Origin of the sequence: Streptomyces sp. NPDC093252 (assembly GCF_040683675.1) — a bacterium.
Taxonomy (GTDB): Bacteria; Actinomycetota; Actinomycetes; order Streptomycetales; family Streptomycetaceae; genus Streptomyces.
Window position 1 is genome coordinate 474,237 of the sequence record NZ_JBFBEM010000005.1, and the last position, 24,027, is coordinate 498,263.

At 72.4% G+C, this 24,027-nt stretch carries 24 protein-coding genes and 1 pseudogene; 12 read left to right on the forward strand and 13 right to left on the reverse strand.

Going from position 1 to position 24,027, the window contains the following annotated elements; genetic code table 11:
- Positions 1 to 118: 118 nt before the first annotated feature.
- The 4 genes from AB0O01_RS13770 to AB0O01_RS13785 all read left to right on the forward strand — a co-directional run bounded on the left by AB0O01_RS13770 (position 119) and on the right by AB0O01_RS13785 (position 3,455).
- Positions 119 to 505 carry a TOBE domain-containing protein gene (locus AB0O01_RS13770; protein ID WP_365313036.1) on the forward strand — a complete coding sequence of 129 codons (387 nt, stop codon included), beginning with the start codon at positions 119 to 121 and terminating at the stop codon, positions 503 to 505.
- A 72-nt stretch (positions 506 to 577) separates the two neighbouring features.
- Positions 578 to 1,426 (forward strand): molybdate ABC transporter substrate-binding protein, encoded by an 849-nt coding sequence (modA, locus tag AB0O01_RS13775; RefSeq protein ID WP_365313037.1) that lies wholly within the window; start codon positions 578 to 580, stop codon positions 1,424 to 1,426.
- Positions 1,427 to 1,626: 200 nt separating this feature from the next.
- A complete protein-coding gene (gene modB, locus AB0O01_RS13780) occupies positions 1,627 to 2,385 on the forward strand; it encodes a molybdate ABC transporter permease subunit (RefSeq protein WP_365313154.1) in 759 nt (252 codons plus the stop codon).
- Complete coding sequence (locus tag AB0O01_RS13785; protein WP_365313039.1) at positions 2,382 to 3,455, forward strand: ABC transporter ATP-binding protein; 1,074 nt, start codon at positions 2,382 to 2,384, stop codon at positions 3,453 to 3,455. Before modB ends, AB0O01_RS13785 begins: the two co-directional genes overlap by 4 nt.
- 7 nt (positions 3,456 to 3,462) lie before the next feature.
- On the opposite strand, the gene AB0O01_RS13790 is transcribed toward AB0O01_RS13785, so the two are convergent.
- The 6 genes and pseudogenes from AB0O01_RS13790 to AB0O01_RS13815 form a co-directional block, all read right to left on the reverse strand.
- Positions 3,463 to 4,086: a hypothetical protein gene (locus AB0O01_RS13790; protein ID WP_365313041.1), complete on the reverse strand. Its 624-nt coding sequence runs from the start codon at positions 4,084 to 4,086 to the stop codon at positions 3,463 to 3,465.
- The gene (locus tag AB0O01_RS13795; RefSeq protein WP_365313043.1) at positions 4,070 to 4,561 is read right to left on the reverse strand and encodes an RNA polymerase sigma factor; all 492 of its coding nucleotides are present in this window, start codon (positions 4,559 to 4,561) and stop codon (positions 4,070 to 4,072) included. The genes AB0O01_RS13790 and AB0O01_RS13795 overlap by 17 nt, the downstream gene beginning before the upstream one ends.
- Before the next feature lie 131 nt (positions 4,562 to 4,692).
- Complete coding sequence (locus AB0O01_RS13800) at positions 4,693 to 5,310, reverse strand: class F sortase (protein ID WP_365313045.1); 618 nt, start codon at positions 5,308 to 5,310, stop codon at positions 4,693 to 4,695.
- Between the two features lie 29 nt (positions 5,311 to 5,339).
- A pseudogene (locus AB0O01_RS13805) lies at positions 5,340 to 5,639 on the reverse strand (sortase-dependent protein); the annotation flags it as partial.
- A gap of 173 nt (positions 5,640 to 5,812) precedes the next feature.
- On the reverse strand, positions 5,813 to 6,358 hold the full coding sequence (locus AB0O01_RS13810; protein ID WP_365313156.1) for a sigma-70 family RNA polymerase sigma factor: 546 nt from the start codon (positions 6,356 to 6,358) through the stop codon (positions 5,813 to 5,815).
- Positions 6,359 to 6,566: 208 nt separating this feature from the next.
- Positions 6,567 to 7,259, reverse strand: a complete 693-nt coding sequence (locus AB0O01_RS13815) for a hypothetical protein (RefSeq protein WP_365313047.1) — start codon at positions 7,257 to 7,259, stop codon at positions 6,567 to 6,569.
- A 370-nt stretch (positions 7,260 to 7,629) separates the two neighbouring features.
- Here AB0O01_RS13815 and AB0O01_RS13820 point away from each other — a divergent pair, with 370 nt between their 5' ends.
- Both AB0O01_RS13820 and AB0O01_RS13825 read left to right on the forward strand, forming a co-directional pair.
- On the forward strand, positions 7,630 to 8,139 hold the full coding sequence (locus AB0O01_RS13820) for a hypothetical protein (RefSeq protein ID WP_365313049.1): 510 nt from the start codon (positions 7,630 to 7,632) through the stop codon (positions 8,137 to 8,139).
- A gap of 217 nt (positions 8,140 to 8,356) precedes the next feature.
- Complete coding sequence (locus tag AB0O01_RS13825) at positions 8,357 to 8,719, forward strand: hypothetical protein (protein WP_365313051.1); 363 nt, start codon at positions 8,357 to 8,359, stop codon at positions 8,717 to 8,719.
- Positions 8,720 to 8,742: 23 nt separating this feature from the next.
- Here the strand turns inward: AB0O01_RS13825 and AB0O01_RS13830 are convergent, their stop codons facing one another.
- From AB0O01_RS13830 to AB0O01_RS13850, 5 genes are all read right to left on the reverse strand, one after another.
- A complete protein-coding gene (locus AB0O01_RS13830) occupies positions 8,743 to 10,182 on the reverse strand; it encodes a HAMP domain-containing sensor histidine kinase (RefSeq protein ID WP_365313052.1) in 1,440 nt (479 codons plus the stop codon).
- Positions 10,183 to 11,151: a response regulator gene (locus AB0O01_RS13835; RefSeq protein WP_365313054.1), complete on the reverse strand. Its 969-nt coding sequence runs from the start codon at positions 11,149 to 11,151 to the stop codon at positions 10,183 to 10,185.
- Positions 11,152 to 11,259: 108 nt separating this feature from the next.
- A complete protein-coding gene (locus tag AB0O01_RS13840) occupies positions 11,260 to 11,958 on the reverse strand; it encodes an FMN reductase (protein ID WP_365313056.1) in 699 nt (232 codons plus the stop codon).
- Positions 11,955 to 13,088, reverse strand: coding sequence for an LLM class flavin-dependent oxidoreductase (locus AB0O01_RS13845; protein WP_365313057.1), 1,134 nt, complete (start codon positions 13,086 to 13,088; stop codon positions 11,955 to 11,957). Before AB0O01_RS13845 ends, AB0O01_RS13840 begins: the two co-directional genes overlap by 4 nt.
- Positions 13,089 to 13,186: 98 nt before the next feature.
- On the reverse strand, positions 13,187 to 13,630 hold the full coding sequence (locus AB0O01_RS13850; RefSeq protein WP_365313059.1) for a hypothetical protein: 444 nt from the start codon (positions 13,628 to 13,630) through the stop codon (positions 13,187 to 13,189).
- 225 nt (positions 13,631 to 13,855) lie between these two features.
- Here AB0O01_RS13850 and AB0O01_RS13855 point away from each other — a divergent pair, with 225 nt between their 5' ends.
- On the forward strand, positions 13,856 to 14,626 hold the full coding sequence (locus AB0O01_RS13855; protein WP_365313061.1) for an SDR family oxidoreductase: 771 nt from the start codon (positions 13,856 to 13,858) through the stop codon (positions 14,624 to 14,626).
- 57 nt (positions 14,627 to 14,683) lie between these two features.
- On the opposite strand, the gene AB0O01_RS13860 is transcribed toward AB0O01_RS13855, so the two are convergent.
- Positions 14,684 to 15,877 carry an RtcB family protein gene (locus AB0O01_RS13860; RefSeq protein ID WP_365313063.1) on the reverse strand — a complete coding sequence of 398 codons (1,194 nt, stop codon included), beginning with the start codon at positions 15,875 to 15,877 and terminating at the stop codon, positions 14,684 to 14,686.
- Positions 15,878 to 16,094: 217 nt separating this feature from the next.
- Between AB0O01_RS13860 and AB0O01_RS13865 the strand changes: the two genes are divergently transcribed.
- The 3 genes from AB0O01_RS13865 to AB0O01_RS13875 all read left to right on the forward strand — a co-directional run bounded on the left by AB0O01_RS13865 (position 16,095) and on the right by AB0O01_RS13875 (position 19,326).
- A complete protein-coding gene (locus AB0O01_RS13865) occupies positions 16,095 to 16,913 on the forward strand; it encodes a DUF3558 domain-containing protein (protein WP_365313066.1) in 819 nt (272 codons plus the stop codon).
- A 143-nt stretch (positions 16,914 to 17,056) separates the two neighbouring features.
- Positions 17,057 to 17,896 (forward strand): DUF3558 family protein, encoded by an 840-nt coding sequence (locus AB0O01_RS13870; RefSeq protein ID WP_365313068.1) that lies wholly within the window; start codon positions 17,057 to 17,059, stop codon positions 17,894 to 17,896.
- A 119-nt stretch (positions 17,897 to 18,015) separates the two neighbouring features.
- Positions 18,016 to 19,326, forward strand: coding sequence for a DUF2637 domain-containing protein (locus tag AB0O01_RS13875; protein WP_365313070.1), 1,311 nt, complete (start codon positions 18,016 to 18,018; stop codon positions 19,324 to 19,326).
- An 82-nt stretch (positions 19,327 to 19,408) separates the two neighbouring features.
- On the opposite strand, the gene lysS is transcribed toward AB0O01_RS13875, so the two are convergent.
- On the reverse strand, positions 19,409 to 21,151 hold the full coding sequence (gene lysS / locus AB0O01_RS13880) for a lysine--tRNA ligase (RefSeq protein WP_365313072.1): 1,743 nt from the start codon (positions 21,149 to 21,151) through the stop codon (positions 19,409 to 19,411).
- Positions 21,152 to 21,410: 259 nt separating this feature from the next.
- Here lysS and argS point away from each other — a divergent pair, with 259 nt between their 5' ends.
- Positions 21,411 to 23,183 carry an arginine--tRNA ligase gene (argS, locus tag AB0O01_RS13885; protein ID WP_365313158.1) on the forward strand — a complete coding sequence of 591 codons (1,773 nt, stop codon included), beginning with the start codon at positions 21,411 to 21,413 and terminating at the stop codon, positions 23,181 to 23,183.
- A 150-nt stretch (positions 23,184 to 23,333) separates the two neighbouring features.
- A complete protein-coding gene (locus tag AB0O01_RS13890) occupies positions 23,334 to 23,978 on the forward strand; it encodes an NAD(P)-binding domain-containing protein (protein WP_365313074.1) in 645 nt (214 codons plus the stop codon).
- Positions 23,979 to 24,027 lie beyond the last annotated feature (49 nt).

The following is a 24,027-nucleotide window of genomic DNA, read 5'->3' on the forward strand; positions in this document are numbered from 1 at the left end:
ACGGTACCCGAACTCCACTCCCGTACAAACGCACATGCGAGGCATATCGAAAAGTGATCAGGCTCATGCGATGTGACAGAAGACTTTCGCCTAGCAAGTGCGGCAGTATCATCGGCACATGCACACCTACCGGATCGGGACGGCCGCCGCCCTGCTGGGCGTCAGCGTGGACACCGTGCGGCGGCTGGTGGACGGCGGCAAGCTCATCGCCGAACGCGATGAGCTGGGCCATCGGATCATCCCGGGGCCTGCGCTCGCGGCCTATGCGCGCGCCTCCCGGCGGGCGGAACGGGAGCCGACCGGCTCCTCGGCCCGCAACCGGCTGTCCGGCATCGTCACCGAGGTGATCCTCGGGGATGTGTCGGCGCAGGTGGAGATCCAGGCCGGGCCGTTCCGGGTGGTGGCGATGGTCAGCCGCGAGTCGGCCGAGGAACTGGCGCTGGAGCCGGGTGTCCCGGCGGTCGCGGTGATCAAGTCGACCAATGTGGTCGTGGAGCGGCCTTAGGGCGGGGCCGCTCACCAGGCAGCACACCAGGGGCCCTTGAGGGTTCCGCAGACCAGAGGGAGTGGACCCGTGATGACCCGTTCCGCGCGCCGGACCCGGTGGACCATGCAGTCGGCCGGCGCAGGCACCGCCGCCGCCCTGCTGATAATGACCGGGTGCAGCTCCGACGACTCCTCCTCGTCGTCGGCCTCGGACTCCTCCACGTCGCCGTCCGGCTCCGCCTCCGCCTCCACCGCCCCGAACCTCTCGGGCGAGGTCACGGTGTTCGCGGCGGCCTCGCTCCAGGACAGTTTCGAGGCGCTGGGCGAGCAGTTCGAGCAGGCCCACCCGGAGGTCACGGTGACCTTCAGCTTCGGCGGCAGCGACGCCCTCGCGGCGAGCATCACCGGGGGCGCCCCGGCCGATGTGTTCGCCTCGGCGAGCCCCCGGACGATGCAGATCGTCACGGACGCCGGGGACGCCGAGGGCACCCCCGCCACCTTCGCCCGCAACCAACTGGAGATCGCCACCCTCCCGGGCAACCCGGAGAACATCGACTCCCTGGAGGACCTCACCAACCCCGACCTCACGGTCGTGCTCTGCGACGAGGCCGTGCCCTGCGGGGCCGCCGCCCAGACCGCGCTGGACGAGGCCGGTCTGGAGCTGACGCCCGCCTCCTACGCGGAGGACGTCCGGTCGGCCCTGAACAGCGTGGTCCTCAAGGAGGCCGACGCGGCGGTCGTCTACCAGACCGATGTCCTGGCCGCGGGTGACGACGTGGAGGGCGTGGAGTTCCCCGAGGCGTCCGAGGCGATCAACGACTACCCGATCACCCTGCTCCGCGAGGCGCCCAACGCCTCCGCCGCCGAGGCGTTCATCGAGCTGGTGCGGTCCGCCGAGGGGCAGCAGGTACTCATCGACGCCGGGTTCCTCCAGCCGTGACGGACGACACCCCCGAGCCGCCCGGCGCCGCGGACACCCTCACCGGGGGCCCGCGGCGCCGCCGCGTCCGGCGGAAGGGAACGCGGAAGGGAACGGGGAAGAGCGTTACGGGAAGGACCGGGCGATCCTGGCCCCGGCCCCTACCCTGGCCCCGGCCCCGGTCCCGGCCCCGGCGTCTCGGCGGCGGCGTCCCCCTCGCCCTGCTGCTGCCCGCCCTCGTCTCCCTGGTCTTCCTGGTGCTGCCGCTGGCCGCCCTCCTCATCCGGGCCCCCTGGGGCGATATGCCGGAACTGCTCAGCAGTACCGAGGTGTGGCAGGCGCTCCAGCTCTCGCTGATCTGCGCGACCCTGGCGACGCTGGTGTGCCTGGTGTTCGGGGTGCCGCTGGCCTGGCTGCTGGCCCGGGTCGAGTTCCCCGGCCGGGGCCTGGTCCGGGCCCTGGTGACCCTGCCGCTGGTGCTGCCGCCGGTCGTCGGCGGTGTCGCCCTGCTGATGGCGCTGGGCCGCAACGGGGTGGTGGGCCGCTGGCTGGACGACTGGTTCGGGCTGACCCTGCCGTTCACCACCACCGGCGTGGTGATCGCGGAGGCGTTCGTGGCGATGCCGTTCCTGGTGATCAGCGTGGAGGGCACCCTGCGCGCCGCCGACCGGCGCTACGAGGAGGCCGCCACCACGCTGGGCGCCTCCCGCTTCACCGCGTTCCGCCGGGTCACCCTGCCGCTGATCGCCCCCGGCGTCGCCGCCGGGGCGGTGCTCGCCTGGGCGCGGGCGCTGGGCGAGTTCGGCGCCACCATCACCTTCGCCGGGAACTTCCCGGGCCGTACCCAGACCATGCCGCTGGCCGTCTATCTCGCCCTCCAGAACGACCCGGAGGCGGCCATCGCCCTCAGTCTGGTCCTGCTCGCCGTGTCCATCGCGGTCCTGGCCGGACTGCGCGACCGCTGGATGGCCCCGTCATGACCGACCACCCGACCACCCTCCCCGCACAGGGGCTGGACGCCCGGCTGGTCGTCGAGCGCGGCGCCTTCCGCCTCGATGTGACCCTGACCGCCCGCCCGGGGGACGTGATCGCCCTGCTCGGCCCGAACGGCGCCGGCAAGACCACCGCCCTGCGCGCGCTCGCCGGGCTGGTCCCGCTCAGCGACGGCCATCTGCGGCTGGACGGCCGCGCCCTGGACCGTGTCCCGCCCGAGGCCCGCCCGGTCGGGGTGGTCTTCCAGGACTACCTGCTCTTCCCGCACCTCACCGCGCTGGACAATGTGGCGTTCGGCCCGCGCTGCCACGGCACCGGCAAGGCCGAGGCCCGCGCCCAGGCCGCCGAGTGGCTGGCCCGGATGGATCTCGCCGCGCACGCGGGCAAGAAGCCGCGCAAGCTGTCCGGCGGGCAGGCCCAGCGGGTCGCGCTGGCCCGCGCCCTGGCCACCCGTCCCCGGCTGCTGCTCCTGGACGAACCGCTGGCCGCGCTGGACGCCCGGACCCGGCTCGACGTCCGCGCCCAGCTCCGCGGCCATCTGGCCGATTTCGAGGCGGTCGCCGTCCTGGTCACCCATGATCCGCTGGACGCGATGGTCCTCGCCGACCATCTGGTGGTCATCGAGGACGGCGGGATCGTCCAGCAGGGCGCCCCCGGCGACATCGCCCGCCGCCCCCGCACCGACTACATCGCCCACCTGGTCGGCCTCAACCTCTACCGGGGCACCGCCACCGGCCACACCGTGCGGGTCTCCGGCCCCGACGGGCCCGAGATCACCACCACGGAGGAGCTGACCGGCCCGGTCTTCGTCGCGTTCCCGCCCACCGCCGTCACCCTGCACCGCGACCGCCCGACCGGCGCCAGCGCCCGCAACCTGTGGCACTGCACGGTGGCCGGGATGGAGACCCACGGGAACCAGTTCCGGGCGGCGCTGACCGGCGAACTGCCGGTGCTCGCCGATCTGACGACGGTCGCGGCGGCGGAGCTGGAGCTGCGGCCCGGCGTCGAGGTCTGGGCCTCGGTGAAGGCCGCCCAGACCCACGCCTACCCGGCGTGAGCGGGGGTCAGCCGCGCTCCGGGGCGGTGGTGGGGAACGGGGTCGGCCGCCCCGAGGTCCCGGTCGGCGACGGGGTGGGGGTCGGGGTCGGGACCGGCGGGCGCCCGGGGACGATCGTGTCCGCGTCGGAGGGGGCGGTGGGCTCGCTGGGCTCGGAGGGCGTGGAGGGCGTGGCGAGGGACGGGGTCGGGGGGTGGGACGCCGAGGGCGTGGGCGTCCGTTCCGGCACGGAGACGCTGGGCGAGGGGTCGGGCGGGGCCAGCGGGACCGTCGGCTGCCGGGGGCCGTCGGGGGCGGTGGACCGGACGACGGGCAGCGCGATCAGCGCGGCGGCGGCGCAGGCCAGCCCGGCACCGACCGCGGTCCGCAGCATCCGGCGCCGGGCGGCGGCCCGCCGGACGCTCTCGTAACGCCCCGGCGGCACGGGGAGCCGGTCCCCGGGGGCGGGGCGCAGGATGACGGCGAGCGGGTCGTCGGGACCGCCGAAACCGTCCGGGGCACCGGTACCACCGATGTCCCCGGCGTCGCCGAGGTCGCCGAAGCGGGCGGAGCCGCCGCCCCCGGGCCCGGGTCCCCGTCCGGATTCCGGTCCCGGCTCCGGTTCCGGTTCCGGGTCAAAGCGTGTGGTCAAGGCTTCTCCTCAGGTGGACGCGGAGCAGTTCGCGGGCCGCGTGCAGATCGGCCTTGACGGTCCCTTCCTTGCGCCCGGTCAGCGCGGACACCTCCCGGATCGGCATGTCAGCGTAGTAGTGGAGCAGGATCGGCACCCGCAGCCGTTCCGGCAGCGACTGCACCAGCAGCCGTACGGAGGGGTCGGCCTGCTCGGGGTGCGGGCGGACCGCCACCTCGTGACCGGCCCGGCGCACGGCCCGCCGCTCCCGCTCCAGCTTGCGCCAGTGGTCCCGGACCAGGTTCGCGGCCGTGACATAGACGAAGCCGCGCGGCTCCTCGACCTTGGTCCAGCGGGCCCACAGCCGGGTGAACGCCTCGGACGCGATCTCGTGCGCCGTCTCGTCGTCGTCCACCAGACGGCGGCACCAGCCGGCCAGACGCGGATAGAGGACGGCGAACAGCTCGGACGCCGCGCTCTCACGGGACCGTTTCAACGCTCTCCAAGGGTGTGGGGGGTGCCGGGGGGCCGGGGTATGCGTGGGTGTGGCCTGGGTCTTCAGCGGTCAAGAGGCCGGACCGGCGCCGGGCGTTCCCGCCGCCGGCGCCGGTCCCGCCCCCGCCGTCGTCAGGTGTCCCCGCGCCGCTCCGCGAAGACGATCACGTTGTCCCGGTACTCGTCGTCGCCGGTACGGGGACCGCCGCAGGTGATCAGCCGCAGCTCGGGCCGGTCCACGTCGCCGTACACCTCGTCCGTCGGGAAGTCGGCCTTGCGGACCGTGCGCAGGGAGGTGACGGCGAACTCGGCCTCGGTGCCGTCATCGAGCCGGGCGCTGATGCCGTCGCCGGGGCGCAGCCGGCCGAGGGCACGGAAGACGCCGTCGCCGAACTCGCCGACCGTGACATGGCCGAGGATGACGGAGGGTCCGAGGCGGCCCGGCACCGGGGAGTGCTCGTACCAGCCGGCCCGGTCGTCCGCGGTGACCGGCGGCTCCTCCACCGTCCCGTCGGGATCGAGCCCGAGCCGGATGACCGGGGTGTCGACATCGATCGCCGGGATGGTGAGGCGGACGGGGGGCGAGGCGTCGGAGGAGCCGGTGGAACCGGCGGGGCCTTCGGGTTCCGCCGCCTTCCCGGACCCACTGCCCCCGCCGTCCCCGCCTCCCCCGCACCCGGTGAGCAGCGCGGCCGTGGTGGCGGTGGCCGCGAGCGCGAAGGCGCGCCGGGACAGCAGCGCCGGGGTCATGCCCGCGAACCCGGACCGTCCACGGCCGGCACACCGGTGTCGGGGGCGCCGCTGGGCACGACCCTGACCTGGCCGCCGGGCGCCTCGGTGGGAGTGGCGCGGGCGGGGTCGCTGGGCGCCACGGTGGGGGTCGCCCGGTCGGGGTCGGAGGGCGCCACGGTGGGGGTGGCCCGGTCGGGGTCGGAGGGGCTGGGCACCGGGGACGGGGCCTCGCTCGGCGGGACCGAGACGCTCGGGGTGGGCTTCGGGTCGGTGGCGAAGGCGGGGGCGGTGCCCGCGAGGACGGCGGTGCACAGCAGTGCCGCGGCGGTGAGAAGGGTTCGGCGCATCGGGCTCTTCGCTCTCTTTCGTCAGCTTCTTCTGCGGACCGTCCGGTGGGGTGCGGACGGATCGAGCGGAGAGACGAGCCGGAAACGGAACGGGTTGTAAAGAACTGGCAAAGCCGCGGAGGGGAAGGGGGCGGGCAGGCCCCCTCCCCCTCCTCACTCGCGCACCCGCCCCCTCACGCCGCCCGGTCGAGCTGGGCCGTCAGCGTGGCGCGGGCGCGGGCCACCCGGGACCGGACGGTCCCCACCGGGCAGTCGCTGACCTCGGCGGCCTCCGCGTACGGCAGTCCGAGGAGCTGGGTGAGGACGAACGCCTCCCGGCGCTCGGCGGGCAGCGCGGCCACCAGATCGAGCAGCGCGACCCCGTCGTCGAAGCCGGGCAGCCCGCGCGGCTGGGCGAGTTCCACGGCGAGCTGCCAGTCGGCGGTGTCCGACGGCCGGGGCCGGGCGGCGGCGTACCGGTAGCTGTCGATCACGGCCCGCCGGGCGATGGAGAGCAGCCAGGCACGGGCCGACGAGCGTCCCTCGAACCGGTGGAGACTGCCGAGCGCGCGCAGAAAGGTGTCCTGGGCGAGATCGTCGACGGCCTGCGGATCGGCGCACAGATGGGCGACGTAGCGCAGCACATCGCGGTGCAGCGCGCGGACGAACCGTTCGACGGCGAGCGCGTCACCGCTGCGGGCGGCGAGCGCGAGCGCGGTCGTGACGTCGTCGAGGTCCATCTGCGGGGTTCTCTCGGGGACGGGCAGGGTGGGGGTGATCACCAGTCGTTCCTTCGGGGTGGACCGGGCGCCGGGCCGCCCCGGCGCGGGTGCGCGGGCGGTCCGGTGCCACGGTGAGCAGGCGGGGAGAGCCGCGGGGCCGGAGCCGGGCCCACGGCGGTGTGACCCGGGGCGGCGCGGACGGCGGCCCCGGGCGAACCGGCTGTCGTCAGACGACAGCGGTCCCCGCGGGCGGTCCCCTGGAGGTGATCGCGTGGACGAGCAGGAGCGAGCGGGCGGCGTCACCGCCGTCGCGGCGCCGGGCCGGAGCCGACGGCGGCGCCCCGGTGAGCGGCACCGGCCCGAGCAGCAGCCGCAGCGGTGCGGCGAGCCGTCCGGCGAAGGTCCGCAGGATACGGAAGGCGGCCCGCTCCCCGAAGGCCAGCCACACCCCGCTGAGCAGGGCGGCGAGCAGGTGGGCGGCGTACATGCCGAGGGAGGAGGAGCCCTGGACGGCGTGCCCGAGATGCTCCATGTGATCCATCGACCCCATGGAACCCACGGATCCCATGGAACCCACGGATCCCATGGGCGCGGCTCCCATGGAGGCATGGCTCATGCCGGGGGCGGTGGCACCGCCGGTCCCGGTGGCTCCGGCGGCTCCGGTGGCGGACTGCGCCAGGGAGAAGCCGGAGTGCAGCAGGGTCTGGGTGAGGACGGAGACGGTCACCACGAGCCCGGGACCGCGCTCCCGTCCGGCCAGGCACCAGCCGGTGGCGCCGGTCGCGGCCAGTCCGGCGGCGAGCATCCAGCCCGGGACCGGGCTGCCGGACATCATCACGTGCCCCAGGGCGGCGAGCAGCACACAGACGGCCGCGAACAACGCGGCCCGTATCGTGCGCGAACACCACCCTGCGGTCATGGCGCCTCATCCTCGCATCCGCCTGCGGGCGGCTGCGTCCGAGCATCCGCTCCGAGATCCTGCCGCCGGAGCGGACCGCGTACGGTCCCGAGTACGGTCCGGTATACGGACGGCACCCTTCCGGCGCTCGATTCCACGCACGTGATCCACAACACGTCTGCCCACCGGGGCGGTTGTGGAATCCCCTCCACCGGAAAAAGGTCTAGACCGACTCTGCCGCATCGGGGTCCGGGACGCTAGCCTCGGCCGGTACCGAGACCGGTACCGAGGCCAGCACGAGGCCAGTACGAGACCGGTACGGAGACCGGCACAGAGCCAGCACGGAGACCGGCACAAGGCCGGCACGGAGACCGGATACGGAGTCCGGACCATGACCACGACCACCCCCACCACGATCGCGATCACCGGGCACATCCATCTCACCGAGGCGAGCGTCCCGCTCGTCCGGGACGCCCTGCGCACCGCCCTCGCCCCCTTCGCGGACGGCGGGCTGACCGGGGTGTCCTGCCTGGCCATGGGCGCCGACTCGCTCTTCGCCGACGCCGTACTGGACCTCGGGGGGCGGCTCGTCGCGATCGTGCCCTCGCTCGACTACCGGGAGCGGGTGGTCGGGCCCGGCCACGCCGGGACCTTCGACCGGCTCGCGGCGGCGGCCGGTGAACTCCTCGTCCTCCCGCACCCCGAGGCGGGCCCGGCGGCCTACGCCGACGCCAACCGCGCCATGCTCGCCCGCGCCGACCGGCTGATCGCCGTCTGGGACGGCCGTACCGCGCCCGGCACCGGCGGCGGCACCGCGGACGCCGTACGGGTGGCGCGGGAGGCGGGGCTGCCGGTCGAGGTGGTGTGGCCGGAAGGCGCCGCCCGGCGAACGGCGTCGTAGCCTCCCCGGGCCCCCGCTCGTTGGTTGTCCGACGGTGGACCCGGTCGACCCGGTCGAGAGGCGCGCGATGAGCGAGACGGACGTTCCCACGACGACACCGACACCGACGACACCACCAGCACCAGCACCAGCACCAGCACCAGCACCAGCACCAGCACCAGCACCAGCACCAACTTACCGCGCCCCCGCGTCCGGTCTGCGCCCCGGAGGCCACGCCGTGCTGCACGGCCGCCCCGCCCGGATCGTCACGGTCTCGGTCGACCGCGAGACGGTCCGCCTCACCGGCGTCGATCTCTTCACCCGGGCGCCCCTGGAGGCCCGTTGTCCCGTGGCCACGGACGTGGTGGTCCCGGTCGTCACCCGCACCCAGTACCTGCTGCGGGACATCACCGGCGGACAGCTCTCCCTGCTGGTGGAGACCACGGGCGAGACCCGCGAGGAGATCCCGCTGCCGGACGGCCCGCTCGGCACCGACATCACCACCGCCTTCGCGACGGGCACACCCCTGTACGTCACGGTCACGGCGGCGATGGGGAGGGAGGCGGCCTCGGGCTACCGGGCACGCGCACCGCGACCGTAGCCCGCCCCCAGCCGACGAACCCCTCAGCCCCCGTCCTCGTTCCCCTCCCCCTCCCCGCCCCCACCCCCGCCCACCGTGAAGCCGACCACCGACCCTCCCCCCTCCCGGCGGTGGGCGAACGGGGCACCGCCATGGGCCAGCGCCACCTCGCGGACGATCGACAGACCGAGCCCCGACCCGGGCAGCGCCCGTGCGTCGGCGGCCCGGAAGAACCGGTCGAAGACCCGGACCAGATCGGCGTCCGCGACCCCCGGCCCCCGGTCCAGCACCTCCACCCGGACCGTCCCCGGCCGGGCCGGACCGGCGACGACGATCTCGATCGGCTCGCTGCCGCCCCGGTCGAACTTGGCCGCGTTCTCCACCAGGTTGGTCAGCGCCCGGGTCAGCATCTGCGGACGCCCCAGGGTCGAGGTGTCCCCGGCGGCCCGCAGCACGATCCGCCGCCCGGTACGACGGCGGGCCGCGCCCGCCACCTCCTCCGCGAGGTCGGCGAGGTCGACGCGTTGCGGGGGCTCGGTGTCGGACTGCCCGGCGGCCAGGTCGACCAGCTCGTTCACCAGGTCGGTCAGCTCCCGCGCCTCGTTCCCGAGGTCGGTGACCAGCTCCTCCCGGGTCTCCGGGGGCAGCTCGTCCATCCGGCGCAGCAGGGAGATGTTGGTCCGCAGGGAGGTGAGCGGGGTGCGCAGTTCGTGCCCGGCGTCCTGCACCAGCCGCCGCTGGTCGTCCTCGGACTGGGCGAGGCGGCCCAGCATCCGGTCGAAGGCCCGGCCCAGCCGCCCCACCTCGTCGCTCCCGGCGACGGGGACGTCGATACCGAGCCGCCGGGTGCGGGCCACCGCCTCGGCGGCCGAGGTGAGCGCCACCAGCCGCCGGGTGATCCGCCGGGCCAGCCACCAGCCGAACACCCCGGCGGCGGCCACCACCGCCGCCATCAGCAGCAGAATGCGCTGCTGGAGGGTCCGCAGCAGATCCTCGGTGTCGCTGAACTCCTGTGCCACCTGCACCGCGCCCCGGCCGTCGCCCAGCGCGACGGTGGCGATCCGGTAGACATCGTCCCCGACGTCGATGTCCTTGTGCACGACCAGCCGCCCGGCAAGGGCCGCCGCCGCGATCTTCCGGTCGGCGTCGGTCACCGGCAGTCCGGGGCTGCCCTTGTCGACGACCCGGCCGTCCGCGCCGAGCACCTGCACATCGGTACGGGCCGGGCGGACCAGGTCGTGGCCGGGCGCGGAGGAGGAGAAGTCCCGCGGGGACATCCGCCGGTCGCGGATCTCGCCTTGGAGGTCCCGCACCACCTCGTTGAAGATCGATTCCTTGTCCACCCGCAGCAGCCGGGCGGCGGAGTTGTAGGAGAGGATCCCGACCAGGACCGTGACGGCCGCCGCCACCAGCGCGAACGACACGGCGAGCGTGGTCCGCAGGGAGAGCAGCCGGGGCAGCCGCCCGCTGCGGCCGAGCCCCACTCAGTCCTCCCGCAGCACGTAACCCACCCCGCGGACCGTGTGGATCAACTGGGGGGCGCCGGGCTCGTCCAGTTTGCGGCGGAGATAGCCGACGTAGACGGCGAGGTTCTTGGAGCCGGGGCCAAAGTCGTAGCCCCAGATGCGGTCGTAGATGGTGGAGTGGTCGAGGACGATCCCCTCGTTGCGCAGCAGCAGCTCCAGCAGCTCGAACTCGGTCCGGGTCAGCTCCAGCTCCCGCCCGCCGCGCCACACCCGGCGGGCCTCGGGGTCCATCCGCAGCCCGGCGGCGAGAAGCTGGCGAGCGACGGCGGGGGAGGGATCGGGGGCCGGGACGGCGGGGGCGGGGGCACGGTCCAGGGCGGGGATGCCGGGGGTGCCGGCGGGGGCGGGGGTACCGGCCGAGGCGGGGGTACCCGCGGAGGCCGGGGGGGCGCCGGAGGCAGAGGGAGCACCGGAGACCTGGGCACCGCCGGAGGCGGAGGTATCGCCGGAGGCGGAGGTATCGCCGGAGGCGGAGGTATCACTGGGGGCGGGGTCACCCGGAGCCGCCGCCACCGTCGCCGCAGCTCCGGTTCCGGCTCCGGGTCCGCCGTCGCCACCGTCGCCCGTGCGGCGCAGCAGCGCGCGCAGCCGGGCGAAGACCTCCTCGACATCGAACGGCTTGACGACATAGTCGTCCGCGCCCGCGTCCAGGCCCGCGATCCGGTCCTGGGTCTCCACCAGCGCGGTGAGCATCAGGATGGGGGTGCGGTCGCCCTCGGCGCGCAGCACCCGGCAGACCTGGAGGCCGTCGATGCCGGGCATCATCACATCGAGGACCAGGATGTCCGGCGGGGTGCGGTGGGCGCTGGCCAGCGCCTCGACCCCGTCGGCGACCGCGGTCACCCGGTAGCCCTCCAGGGTGAGGGCACGCTCCAGGGCGTGCCGGATCGCGCGATCGTCTTCGGCGAGCAGCAGAGTCGGGGCCACGGACCCAGTGTGGCAAAACCCCGGGGGCGCACACCTTGTCCTGCGCCCCCGGTACGCCCTTCTTACTCCCCTCTCACCCCGCCCGCCTCCGCCCCCTCCCGGCGGTTCTCAGCCCTGCCGGAGCGCGGCGAGCCGCTGCTCGAACGGCACCACCGTCTCGAACGCCGCGTCGGTCAGCGCGGCCGGACCGCGCTCCGGCGACCGCCCGGCGACCACCCGGGGCCCGACCACCGTCACCCGGCCGCCACCGTCCCCGGCGTCACCGGCGACCCCGGCAACCCCGCCCTTCGCCGCCATCAGCGCCGCCAGCTCCCCCGCCGCCCGCTCGATCCGCTCCTCCAGGCCCTCCGCGCCCCAGTCCTCCGAGGCCGCGTAGACCCCGGTCGGCACGACGGCCGCCCGCAGATAGGAGAAGAGCGGGCGCAGCGCGTGATCCAGCACCAGGGAGTGCCGGGCGGTGCCACCGGTCGCGGCGATCAGCACCGGCTTGCCGTCCAGCGCGTCCTTGTCCAGCACATCGAAGAACGACTTGAACAGCCCGCTGTACGAGGCCGTGAACACCGGGGTGACCACGATCAGCCCGTCCGCGCCGATGACCGCGTCCAGCGCGTCGGCCAGCTTGGTGCCGGGGAAACCGCTGGTGAAGTTGTGCGCGATCTCCACGGCCAGCTCACGCAGCTCCACCACCCGTATCTCGGCCCCGGCCCCGCCGGGCGCGGCCCGCCCGGTGGCGGCGGCGAGCCGGTCGGCCAGCAGCCGGGTGGACGAGGGCACACTCAGCCCCGCCGAGACGACGACCAGCTTCATACGCCACTCACCTCTCCCTGCTTCTCGTTGTCCTTGTCCTTGTCGGCGGCCTTGTCGGCAGCCTGGGCGGCGACCAGCGAGGAGTGCGTCGGAGCCTCCGGCGCCTCCGGCGACCGCCCGATGGCGAACTCCTTGCGCAGCACGGGCACGACCTCCTCCCCGAGCAGATCGAGCTGCTCCAGGACGGTCTTCAGCGGCAGCCCGGCGTGGTCCAGCAGGAACAACTGGCGCTGGTAGTCCCCGGCGTACTCGCGGAAGGCGAGCGTCTTCTCGATGACCTGCTGCGGGCTGCCCACGGTCAGCGGGGTCTGCTCGGTGAAGTCCTCCAGCGAGGGCCCGTGCCCGTAGACCGGCGCGTTGTCGAAGTAGGGCCGGAACTCACGGACCGCGTCCTGCGCGTTCTTCCGCATGAACACCTGCCCGCCGAGCCCGACGATCGCCTGCTCCGGCGTCCCGTGCCCGTAGTGCGCGAACCTGCGCCGGTACAGCTCGACCATCCGCTTGGTGTGGTCGGCCGGCCAGAAGATGTTGTTGTGGAAGAAGCCGTCACCGTAGTAGGCGGCCTGCTCGGCGATCTCCGGCGACCGGATCGACCCGTGCCAGACGAACGGCGCCACCCCGTCCAGCGGACGCGGTGTCGAGGTGAACCCCTGCAACGGCGTCCGGAACTTCCCCTCCCAGTCCACCACGTCCTCGCGCCACAGCCGCCGCAGCAGGGCGTAGTTCTCGACGGCGAGGTTGATGCCCTCCCGGATGTCCTGCCCGAACCACGGATAGACCGGCCCGGTGTTGCCCCGCCCCATCATCAGGTCCACCCGGCCGTCGGCCAGGTGCTGGAGCATCGCGTAGTCCTCGGCGATCTTCACCGGGTCATTGGTGGTGATCAGCGTCGTCGACGTGGACAGGACCAGCCGCTCGGTGCGGGCGGCGATGTAACCGAGCATGGTCGTCGGCGAGGACGGCACGAACGGCGGGTTGTGGTGCTCGCCGGTCGCGAAGACGTCCAGTCCGACCTCCTCGGCCTTGAGCGCGATGGCGACCATCGCCTTGATCCGCTCGCGCTCGGTCGGCGTCCGTCCCGTCGTCGGGTCCGGGGTGACATCCCCGACGCTGAAGATCCCGAACTGCATGGTCGCTCACCCTCCAGGTTGTTTACGGTTCAACTATACCCGGAGAACGAGGCACCCGTCACCGCTATTCCCGACGGCGATCAGAAGCAGGGCGGCGATCAGAAGTAATAGGTGTCCCCGGTATCGAGCACGAGCACCCGCTGCTGATCGTTCTCCCCGTTGCGGTCGACGGCCCCGCCGCCCCACGCCGTGTCGAACTCCACCAGCACCTCGGTCGGCGCCTCCCGCAGCCGGACCCGCAGCTCCACCGGCCGCCCCACCTCACCGGCGGCGAGCGCGCCGGTACGGCACAGCACCACCCGCTCCCCCGACCGGGCACACCCCACCGGCAGCTCCTGCCGGTCCGCCAGCGCCGCCGACCACCGCAGCCGCACGGTCGCGTCGGACACCCCGGCGGGCCCGTGATTGCGCGGCACGAACCGCAGATCCACCCGCCCGGCACTCATCAGCGCGTCCCCGTGATAAGCGAGGTCGGCCTCGGGCTGCCCGGCCCCGACGGCCACCCCGACCCCCGACGACCCGATCACCCCCACAGCGAGCACACACCCACCCAGCACCCGCTTCCAGCCGCGCAAAGACCCAGATCCCACAGCAACCACCACCCACCACTAGTCACCCCAAAAAACCCATAACACCAAAAATATCCCCAAACCCCACCACCCCAACCGCCGTCCAACAGGTGATCCCGCCCCGACCGACCCCCCACCCCCATGCCAAGCTGCCCCCACACCCGGCACAACCTCACCCCCAACCCCCAGGAGCCCTCCATGCCCCCCTCCCGCATCGCGATCGTCACCGGCGCGAGCAGCGGCATCGGTGCGGCGACGGCCCGGCAGCTCGCGGCGGCCGGCTACCGCGTCGTCCTGACCGCCCGCCGCAAGGACCGCATCGACGCGCTGGCGCAGGAGATCACGGCAGCCGGCGGCCAGGCCACCTCGTACCCCCTGGACGTCACCGACCGGGCCGCGGTGAACGAGTTCGCGACCGCCTTCAAGGCGATCGCCGTCCTGGTCAACAACGCGGGCGGCGCGCTGGGCCTGGACCCGGTGGAGAGCGGCGACCCGGAGGACTGGCGCCGGATGTACGAGACGAACGTCCTCGGCACCCTCCACCTCACCCAGGCCCTCCTGCCCGGACTGGAGGCGAGCGGCGACGGCACGGTGGTCGTCGTCTCCTCGACCGCGGCCCTGGCCACCTACGAGGGCGGCGCGGGCTACGCCGCCGCGAAGCACGGCGCCCATGTCCTCGCCGAGACCCTCCGCCTGGAGATCGTCGGCCGCCCGGTCCGGGTGATCGAGATCGCCCCCGGCCTGGTGAAGACGGACGAGTTCGCCCTGACCCGCTTCGGCGGCGACGAGGCCCGCGCGGCCAAGGTCTACGAGGGCGTCCCGGCCCCCCTCACCGCCGACGACGTGGCCGACACCATCACCTGGGCGATCACCCGCCCCAGCCACGTCAACATCGACCTCCTGGTCGTCCGCCCGAGGGCCCAGGCATCGAACACGAAGCTGTACCGGGAATCGGGCGAGGGGCACTAGTGGGCGCCCACCCCTCGGCGATTGAGGGGGCGCCCACCCTTCGGCGCCAGCGGGCGCTCACCCCTTGACGCACACCACCTGCCTCAGCTTCGCCACCACCTGCACGAGATCCCGCTGCTGGTCGATCACCTGGTCGATGTTCTTGTAGGCACCCGGGATCTCGTCCACGACACCGGAGTCCTTCCGGCACTCCACGCCCCGCGTCTGCTCCTCCAGGTCCCTGGTGGTGTACTGCCGCTTGGCCGCGTTGCGGCTCATCCGCCGACCGGCGCCGTGGGAGGCCGAGTTGAAGGACTTCTCGTTGCCGAGCCCCTTCACGATGTACGACCCGGTGCCCATCGAGCCCGGGATGATGCCGTACTCGCCGGATCCGGCGCGGATCGCGCCCTTCCGGGTGACCAGCAGGTCCATCCCCTCGTACCGCTCCTCCGCCACATAGTTGTGGTGGCAGGAGATCTCCTGCTCGAAGGTGGGCCTCGCCTTCTTGAACTCCTTGCGGACCACGTCCTTCAGGAGCGCCATCATCAGCGTGCGGTTGTACTTGGCGTACTCCTGCGCCCAGAACAGATCGTTGCGGTAGGCGGCCATCTGCGGGGTGTCCGCGACGAACACCGCGAGGTCCCGGTCGACGAGCCCCTGGTTGTGCGGGAGCCCCTGGGCCACGCCCATGTGGTGCTCGGCGAGTTCCTTGCCGATGTTCCGGGACCCGGAGTGCAGCATGAGCCACACCGAACCGGACATATCCACACAAACTTCGCAGAAGTGATTCCCGGCCCCAAGCGTCCCCATCTGCTTACGAGCCCGCTCATTACGGAACTTGACCGCATCCGCAACCCCGTCGAACCGCCCCCAGAACCCGTCCCACCCCCCGGTGGCCAGCCCATGGAACCGCCCCGGACCGACCGGCTCGTCATGCATCCCCCGCCCCACCGGGATCGCCTGCTCGATCTTCGTCCGCAGCCGGGACAGATCACCCGGCAGATCGTTCGCCGTCAGGGACGTCTTCACCGCCGACATCCCGCACCCGATGTCGACCCCCACCGCCGCCGGGCACACCGCACCCCGCATCGCGATCACGGACCCGACCGTCGCGCCCTTGCCGTAGTGCACGTCCGGCATCACGGCGAGGCCCTCGATCCAGGGCAGGGTGGCGACATTGCGGAGCTGCTGCATCGCCCCGTCCTCGACGGACGCGGGGTCGGCCCACATCCGGATGGGCACCTTCGCCCCCGGCACCTCTACATACGACATATCCATCCCCCAGGACCGGAAAGAAAGCAAAAGCCTGAAATCGCAAAACCGGCGCCAAGGTCCAGAAAAGGGGCAACGGACCGGCGTCCACGGCTCGGCGTGCGATACACATGGTGCCCGGTGACCACCCCCGCGCAGCAAGCGATTAACCAGCGGGGACACTGGAGTCCCGGCCCGCGTCCACCAGGCCGAAACCCCCGTCGAGAGGAGCCTGACCGTGCAGCGGAAGGCGTACGTACCCGGCGTCGCCGCCCTCCTCGCCGCCTTGCTGGCCGGCTGCACCGGCGGTTCCGGCGAGACCGGCGAGTCCGACAACTCCAACCCCGGCGACGCCGGTACGGCCAGCGCCGCCGCCGAGCCCGGCCGCTACCGCACCCTGCCCGAACCCTGCGGCGTGGTCGGCGAGGACACCCTCGACTCCCTGCTGCCCGGCGTCCAGGAGATGCCGGACGCGCAGCAGCGCGAGCGAGCCTACGAGGGCGAGGCCACCCTCACCTACGACACGGACCGCAAGGTCGGCTGCCGCTGGAAGGTCCAGTCGGCCACCGCGACGGACCATCTCCTGGTCGATTTCGAGCGCGTGGTGTCGTACGACACCGCGGTGAGCGACGCGACCCAGGCGGAGCAACTCTTCGCCACCGCCCGCACCGCCGCCGACCTCCCGGAACCGACCCCGCCCCCCTCCGCCTCCCCCTCCCCTTCGCCTTCAGGCACCCCTTCCTCTCCCCCCTCCCCCTCTCCCTCTTCCACCTCCTCCCCCTCCACCCCCTCCACCCCCTTCTCCTCCCCCACCGGTCTCCAGCCGCGCACGCTCGACGACCTCGGCGACGAGGCGTTCCTCGACGACGCCCTCAGCGACTCGGGTTCGACGGCGGAGCAGCGCACGGTGACTGTGGCGTTCCGCACGTCGAATGTGATCGTCACGATCGAGTACGCGGAGCAGCCGGGCACGGTCGGCGCGGTCCCCGACAGCCAGGAAATGCAGGACAAGGCGCGTAATCTCGCCGCGCGGCTGGCGGATTCACTCTCCGGCTGACGACATGTGACTCGTTCCACACCCTTGCCCGTGAAGCGGGCGAACCCGGCTCACCCGGGTTCTTCACCGCGTACCGTGGCCCCTCGGCCCCCGATCCGATGGCAGAAGGCACGTACGTCATGAGTGAAGGAACCACGCAGCCCATGCAGCAACGAGCACAGCGAGCCGACCAGTACGCCCCCCGGCGCAGGAGCAGGGTGCTGCTCGGGGCGGCGGCCGTTCCCGTGCTGCTGCTGGCGGCGGCCTGCTCCTCCGGCTCGGACGGCGGCGACAGCGACGGCGGTGACGACGCGAAGAAGGCGTCCGAGAGCGCGGCGGCCTCCGCGAGCCCCTCCCCGACCGTGCAGGCGGCGGCGTACCGGCAGTTGCCCGAGGTGTGCGGTGTGCTGCCGAAGAAGACGCTGGAGGACCTGGTGCCGGAGGACACCAAGGGCAAGGAGGGTTCGTCGGGCGACCCGACGACCCGGGCGAGCTGTTCCTGGAGCAGCCTGGACAACAACGGTGTGGACGGCTCGCAGTTCCGCTGGCTGAATGTGTCGCTGCTGCGCTTCGAGTCGGACGCCACGCGCGGCGCGGGGGACGAACTCGCCCAGGAGTACTACGAGAAGCAGGTCACGGACACCAAGGCGGTGGACGGCGCCAAGAACGTGAAGTCGGAGGCGCTGTCGGGCACCGGCCAGACGGCGACGGCGGTGCGGTACGACCTGAAGAAGTCGGAGGGCGACTTCAAGCAGCAGACGGTGATAGCCCGGGTCGAGAACGTGGTGGTGACCCTCGACTACAACGGCGCCGGTCTGGCGGGCGAGAAGACCCCGGACGCGGATGAGCTGCTGAAGGACGCGAAGGCGGCGGCGAAGGCGGCCGTCGAGTCGGTGACGAAGGCGAACGAGGAGGGCTCGCCCCCGTCCGGCTCCGCCTCCGGCGCCCCTTCCGAGAAGTCCTCTTCCTCCCCGTCCGCCGGCGCGTCGGTGGCGAAGAGCTGACGTCGGTGTAGTCACGGACCGGAGACCGGCCCCCCGTCTTTCGCTCACATGTGCCACTCTGTTGGCCGCGCGCAAGCGCACGCGCACGCGCAACGACACGCAGTGGGAGGGGAGTACGGGTGGCCGCGCCACTTGAGCTGACACGGACGCACCGCGTTCTCATCGGTCTGGTCGTCTTCGGTGCCGTGATCATCGCGGGGATCGGTTTCGCGGGTTCCTACGCGGCGGTCCGTGAACTGGCCCTGGACAAGGGCTTCGGGAACTTCAGCTATGTCTTCCCGATAGGTATCGACGCGGGCATCTGTGTCCTGCTGGCCCTGGATCTCCTGCTCACCTGGATCCGTATCCCCTTCCCCCTGCTGCGCCAGACGGCGTGGCTGCTCACGGCGGCGACGATCGCCTTCAACGGCGCGGCGGCCTGGCCGGACCCGCTGGGCGTGGGGATGCACGGGGTGATCCCGATCCTCTTCGTGGTCTCCGTCGAAGCGGCCCGGCACGCGATCGGCCGGATCGCGGACATCACCGCCGACAAGCACATGGAGGGCGTCCGCCTCACCCGCTGGCTGCTCTCCCCGGTCCCCACGTTCCTGCTCTGGCGCCGGATGAAGCTCTGGGAGCTGCGCTCCTACGACCAGGTGATCAAGCTGGAGCAGGAGCGCCTGGTGTACCGGGCCCGTCTGCGCTCCCGCTACGGCCGCGCCTGGCGCCGCAAGGCCCCGGTCGAGTCCCTGATGCCCCTGCGCCTGGCGAAGTACGGCGTCCCCCTGGCCGACACGGCCCCGGCGGGCCTGGCAGCGGCAGGCATCGAACCGGCGCTGATCCCGCCGCCTCCGCCGGCCATGGAACTCCCCGCCGCTCTCCCCCACGACCTGACCGCGGTCCGCCCCCGCACCGACGCGGCGGCACCTCACAGCGGGCAGCGCCCCGAGCCCGTGGCCGACCCCCACGTGCCCGACCCGCAGAGCCCCTGGTTCAACGCCCCCCAGCAAGTCGACTACCAGGGCGCCTACGACCCCACCTACGACCCGGTGGAGCAGTACGCTGACTGGTACGCGGAGCAGCAGCGCTACGAAGAGCAGGCGCCCCAGTTCGAGGAACCCCCGCTGGACCCGCCCCCCTCCCCGGAGGACACCGGCACCTTCCCGATCCCGGTGAGTCCGGGCCGTACCCGGGAGCTGGGCGAGGGCGGCGGCACCCCGCCCGCCGAGCCCGCCGACCCCGCTGACCCCACCGAGCCCTCCGAAGAGGACCTGTACCAGGTCTTCAAGCAGCCGATCAGCAGCGGCAGCGGCTATCCGACCCCGCGTGAGTTCAGCAACGACGTGGAGGCCACGTACGGCACTCCGCTCGCGGACGCGGACGCCAAGCGGATGGTGCTGCGCTTCCAGAAGCGCCATATGGCGGACCTGGAAGACGAGCACATCGCGTAACCCGAAACAAAAAGAGGGCGCCCGGCGCAAACCCCGCCGAACGCCCGCCCTCTTCCTGCTCCCCCCGGTAAACGGAGAACCCCTACTCCCCCAAAAGCCCCCGCACCCGCTCCTGCCCCACCGCGAGCAGCAGCGTCGGCAGCCGGGGCCCGGTGTCCCGCCCGACGAGCAGGTGGTACAGCAGGGCGAAGAAGGACCGCTGGGCCGCCTTGATCTCGGCCGGCAGCTCCTTGGGTGTGGCGTCGGCGGAGAATCCGGCCTGGACCTTGGGCACGCCGTACACGAGATGGGTGAGCCCGTCCAGCGACCACTGTCCGGCGAGTCCGTCGAGCAGCAGCCGCAGGGACTCCCGGCCGTGGTCGTCGAGGGACTTGAGCAGCTCGGTGTCGGGCTGGTCGCGGACGATGGTGCGCTGGTCGGCGGGGACCTGGGTGTTGATCCACGCCTCGGCGCGGTCGAACCGGGGCCGGACCTCGTCCAGGGAGGCGAGCGGCTGCTCGGGGTCCAGTTCGGAGAGGATCCGCAGGGCCTGGTCGCTGTGTCCGGCGGTGATGTCGGCGACGGAGGCGAGAGTGCGGTAGGGCAGCGGGCGGGGGGTGCGGGGCAGCGGGCCCCCGGCGGTGCCGACGGCCCGCGCGTGCGCGGCGACATCGCCGGGCAGGGCGGCACCCTCGCTCACCTTCGCGTCCAGCTTGTCCCACTCGTCGTAGAGCCGCTGGATCTCCTGGTCGAAGGCGATCTTGAAGGACTGGTTGGGGCGGCGGCGGGCGTAGAGCCAGCGCAGGAGCTGGGGCTCCATGATCTTCAGAGCGTCGGCGGGCGTGGGCACCCCGCCGCGCGAGGACGACATCTTCGCCATCCCGGAGATCCCGACGAAGGCGTACATCGGGCCGATGGGCTGCTTGCCGCCGAAGATGCCGACGATCTGCCCGCCGACCTGGAAGCTGGACCCGGGTGAGGAGTGGTCGACGCCGCTGGGCTCGAAGACGACGCCCTCGTAGGCCCAGCGCATGGGCCAGTCGACCTTCCAGACCAGCTTGCCGCGGTTGAACTCGTTCAGCCGGACGGTCTCGGAGAAGCCGCAGGCGCCGCAGGAGTAGGTCAGCTCGGTGGTGTCGTCATCGTAGGAGGTGACGGTGGTGAGGTCCTTGCCGCAGTTGCCGCAGTAGGGCTTGTACGGGAAGTAGCCGGAGGCGCCGGAGGAGCCGTCGTCCTCGGCGGCGGCGCCGGAGCCCTCGGCGGCCTCCAGCTCGGCCTCGTCCACGGGCTTCTGCGACTGCTTGGCGGACGCCTTCGGCTTGGTGCGGTACTGGTCGAGGATGGCGTCGATGTCGGCGCGGTGGCGCATGGCGTGCAGGATCTGCTCGCGGTAGACGCCGGAGGTGTACTGGGCGGTCTGGCTGATGCCGTCGAACTCGACGCCCAGCCCGGCGAGGGCCTCGACCATGGTGGCCTTGAAGTGCTCGGCCCAGTTCGGGTGGGCGGAGCCGTGCGGGGCGGGGACAGAGGTGAGGGGCTTGCCGATGTGCTCGGCCCAGCTCTCGTCGACCCCGGTGACCCCGGCGGGCACCTTGCGGTAGCGGTCGTAGTCGTCCCAGGAGATCAGATGGCGTACCGCGCGGCCCCGGCGCCGGATCTCGTCGGCGACCAGGTGGGGGGTCATGACCTCGCGGAGGTTGCCCAGGTGGATGGGTCCGGAGGGGGAGAGCCCCGAGGCGACGACGACCGGTTTGCCCGGGGCCCGGCGCTCCGACTCCTCGATGACCTCATCCGCGAAACGGGAGACCCAGTCGGTGGTCTCGGTGCTCTGAGCCACGATCGGCACGTCCTTCTTTCTCCAGAGGCAGCCGGGTACGGTCACCGGCCGACCCCGCCATTCTCCCAGCAACCCTCCGATCGACGAAAACCCCTTTTCACAGCGGCACAGCCGCGCTCAGGGCACAGGGGCGCTGGGGGTACCCCCTCTGGGGGAGGAACTGCGCGACCAACCCCCACCGGCCCGCAGCGCCCGAGAAAACCGCTACACCCCCCATGAAATACTGACCGTGTCTAACAATCCCCACGAGGAGAACGGCACCCACCCCATGGCCCCGGTCACGTCCCTCAGCGACGCAGTCGATCAGCACCTGTCCTCCGCCCTCACGGCCACCCTCCCGGAAACCGTCGGAGACGTACTGCTGCGACGGAGCGACCGAGCCGACTTCCAGGCCAACGGCATCCTCGCGCTGGCCAAGAAGGAGAAGCGCAACCCCCGCGAGCTGGCGACGGACGTCGTCGCCCGGGTCACCACGGGTGAGCTGATCCAGGACATCGAGGTCTCCGGCCCCGGCTTCCTGAACATCACGGTCACCGACGCCGCGATCATCCGGAACCTCGCGGAGCGCTACGCCGACGACACGGGCCGTCTCGGCGTGCCCACGGCCCCGCACCCCGGCACCACGGTCATCGACTACGCCCAGCCGAACGTCGCCAAGGAGATGCACGTCGGGCATCTGCGCTCCGCGGTGATCGGCGACGCCGTGGTGCAGTTGCTGGAGTTCACCGGGGAAACGGTGGTCCGGCGCCATCACATCGGCGACTGGGGCACCCAGTTCGGCATGCTGATCCAGTACCTGGACGAGCACCCGCACGAACTGGACCACGGCGGCACCGGAGATACCGGAGACGCCGGCGAAGAGGCGATGTCCGGTCTGAACCGGCTCTACAAGGCCGCGCGGGGGCTGTTCGACGCGGACGAGGAGTTCAAGACGCGGGCCCGGCGCCGGGTGGTGGACCTCCAGGCGGGCGACGAGCACACCCTCGCGATGTGGCAGAAGTTCGTGGACGAGTCGAAGATCTACTTCTTCTCCGTCTTCGAGAAGCTGGACCTGGAGGTCCGGGACCCGGACATCGTCGGTGAGTCCGGCTACAACGACATGCTCGCGGAGACCTGCCGCCTCCTGGAGGAGTCCGGGGTCGCGGTCCGTTCCGAGGGCGCTCTCTGTGTCTTCTTCGACGACGTCAAGGGCCCGGACGGCAATCCGGTCCCGCTGATCGTGCAGAAGTCGGACGGCGGCTACGGCTACGCGGCCACCGATCTGTCCGCGATCCGCGACCGGGTGTTCCACCTCAAGGCGGACACCCTGCTGTACGTCGTGGACGCCCGGCAGTCGCTGCACTTCCGGATGGTCTTCGACACCGCCCGCCGGGCGGGCTGGCTGAACGACGACACCACGGCCCACCAGCTCGCCTTCGGCACGGTCCTCGGCAAGGACGGCAAGCCCTTCAAGACCCGTGAGGGCGAGACCGTACGGCTGGTGGATCTGCTGGACGAGGCGATCGAGCGGGCGTCGGCGGTGGTCCGGGAGAAGGCACAGGACCTCTCCGAGGAGGAGATCGCGGAGCGCGGAGCGCAGGTCGGCATCGGTGCGGTGAAGTACGCGGACCTGTCGACATCGGCGAGCCGGGACTACAAGTTCGACCTGGACCAGATGGTGTCGCTGCACGGGGACACCTCGGTGTACCTCCAGTACGCGTACGCCCGGATCCGGTCGATCCTGCGCCGGGCCGGCGAGACCCGCCCCGCGGTGGCCCACCCGGAGCTGGCGCTGCACGAGGCGGAGCGGGCGCTGGGGCTGCACGCCGACGGGTTCGGGACGACGGTCGCGGAGGCGGCGGGCGAGTACGCGCCGCACAAGCTGGCGGCGTATCTGTACCAGTTGGCGTCGCTGTACACGACCTTCTACGACAAGTGCCCGGTGCTGAAGGCCGAGACGCCGGAGCAGGTGGAGAACCGGCTGTTCCTGTGCGAGGTGACGGCCCGTACGCTCCACCGGGGCATGGCGCTGCTCGGCATCCGCACCCCCGAGCGCCTCTGAGCTCCGAGCACGCCGGGGCGCGGGCCGAAAGTCCGAGGCCGGGGCCGGGGGACGTACGTCCCTGTGAGGACGGGACCGTCCGGGACGTACGCCCCGGATGGTCCCCCGGCCCGATGCCGCCGCCCGGGGCGCGCGCCTAGCGTCCCGGGTATGCGAACCACCGAGAATCCCGTACGTATCGGCTTCCTCGGCACCGGCCATGTGGCCCGTGCCCTCGCCCCCGCCTTGATCGACGCCGGGCACGATGTCCTGCTGGGCTCACGCCACCCGGAGACCCGCAAGGCCGAGCTGGACGGTCTGCCCGTGGCGTCCGTCGCCCAGGCGGCGGCCCATGGCGAGGTCCTGGTGAACGTCACCCCCGGGACCGGGTCCGTCGCCCTGCTCCGCGGCATCGACGCGGACGCCCTGTCCGGCAAGGTCCTGATGGACATCGCGGTGGGCTTCACCCCCGAGGGCACCCTCTCCCATCTCCACGAGTCCCTCGGCGAGGAGATCCAGCGGACGTTCCCGCACCTCAGGGTGGTGAAGACCTTCACCACGGTGGACGCGGTGGTGATGGCGGACCCGGCGGTGCTGACCGGCCCCAGCACACAGTTCCTGTCGGGCGACGACCCGGAGGCCAAACGGACCGTCTCGGCTCTGCTCACCGACCTCGGCTGGCCCGGGGAGTCACTGCTCGACCTCGGCGGCATCGGGGCGGCGGCCGGTCAGGAGCATATGGCGTATCTGTTCATCGGTATCGCCGAGGCACTCGGCACCCACCACTTCGGCCTGCGGGTCGTCCCGGCGAAGTAGCGCGTCCGTGCGGTGGCCCGTCCTCCCCGGGGGAGAGGACGGGCGCCCC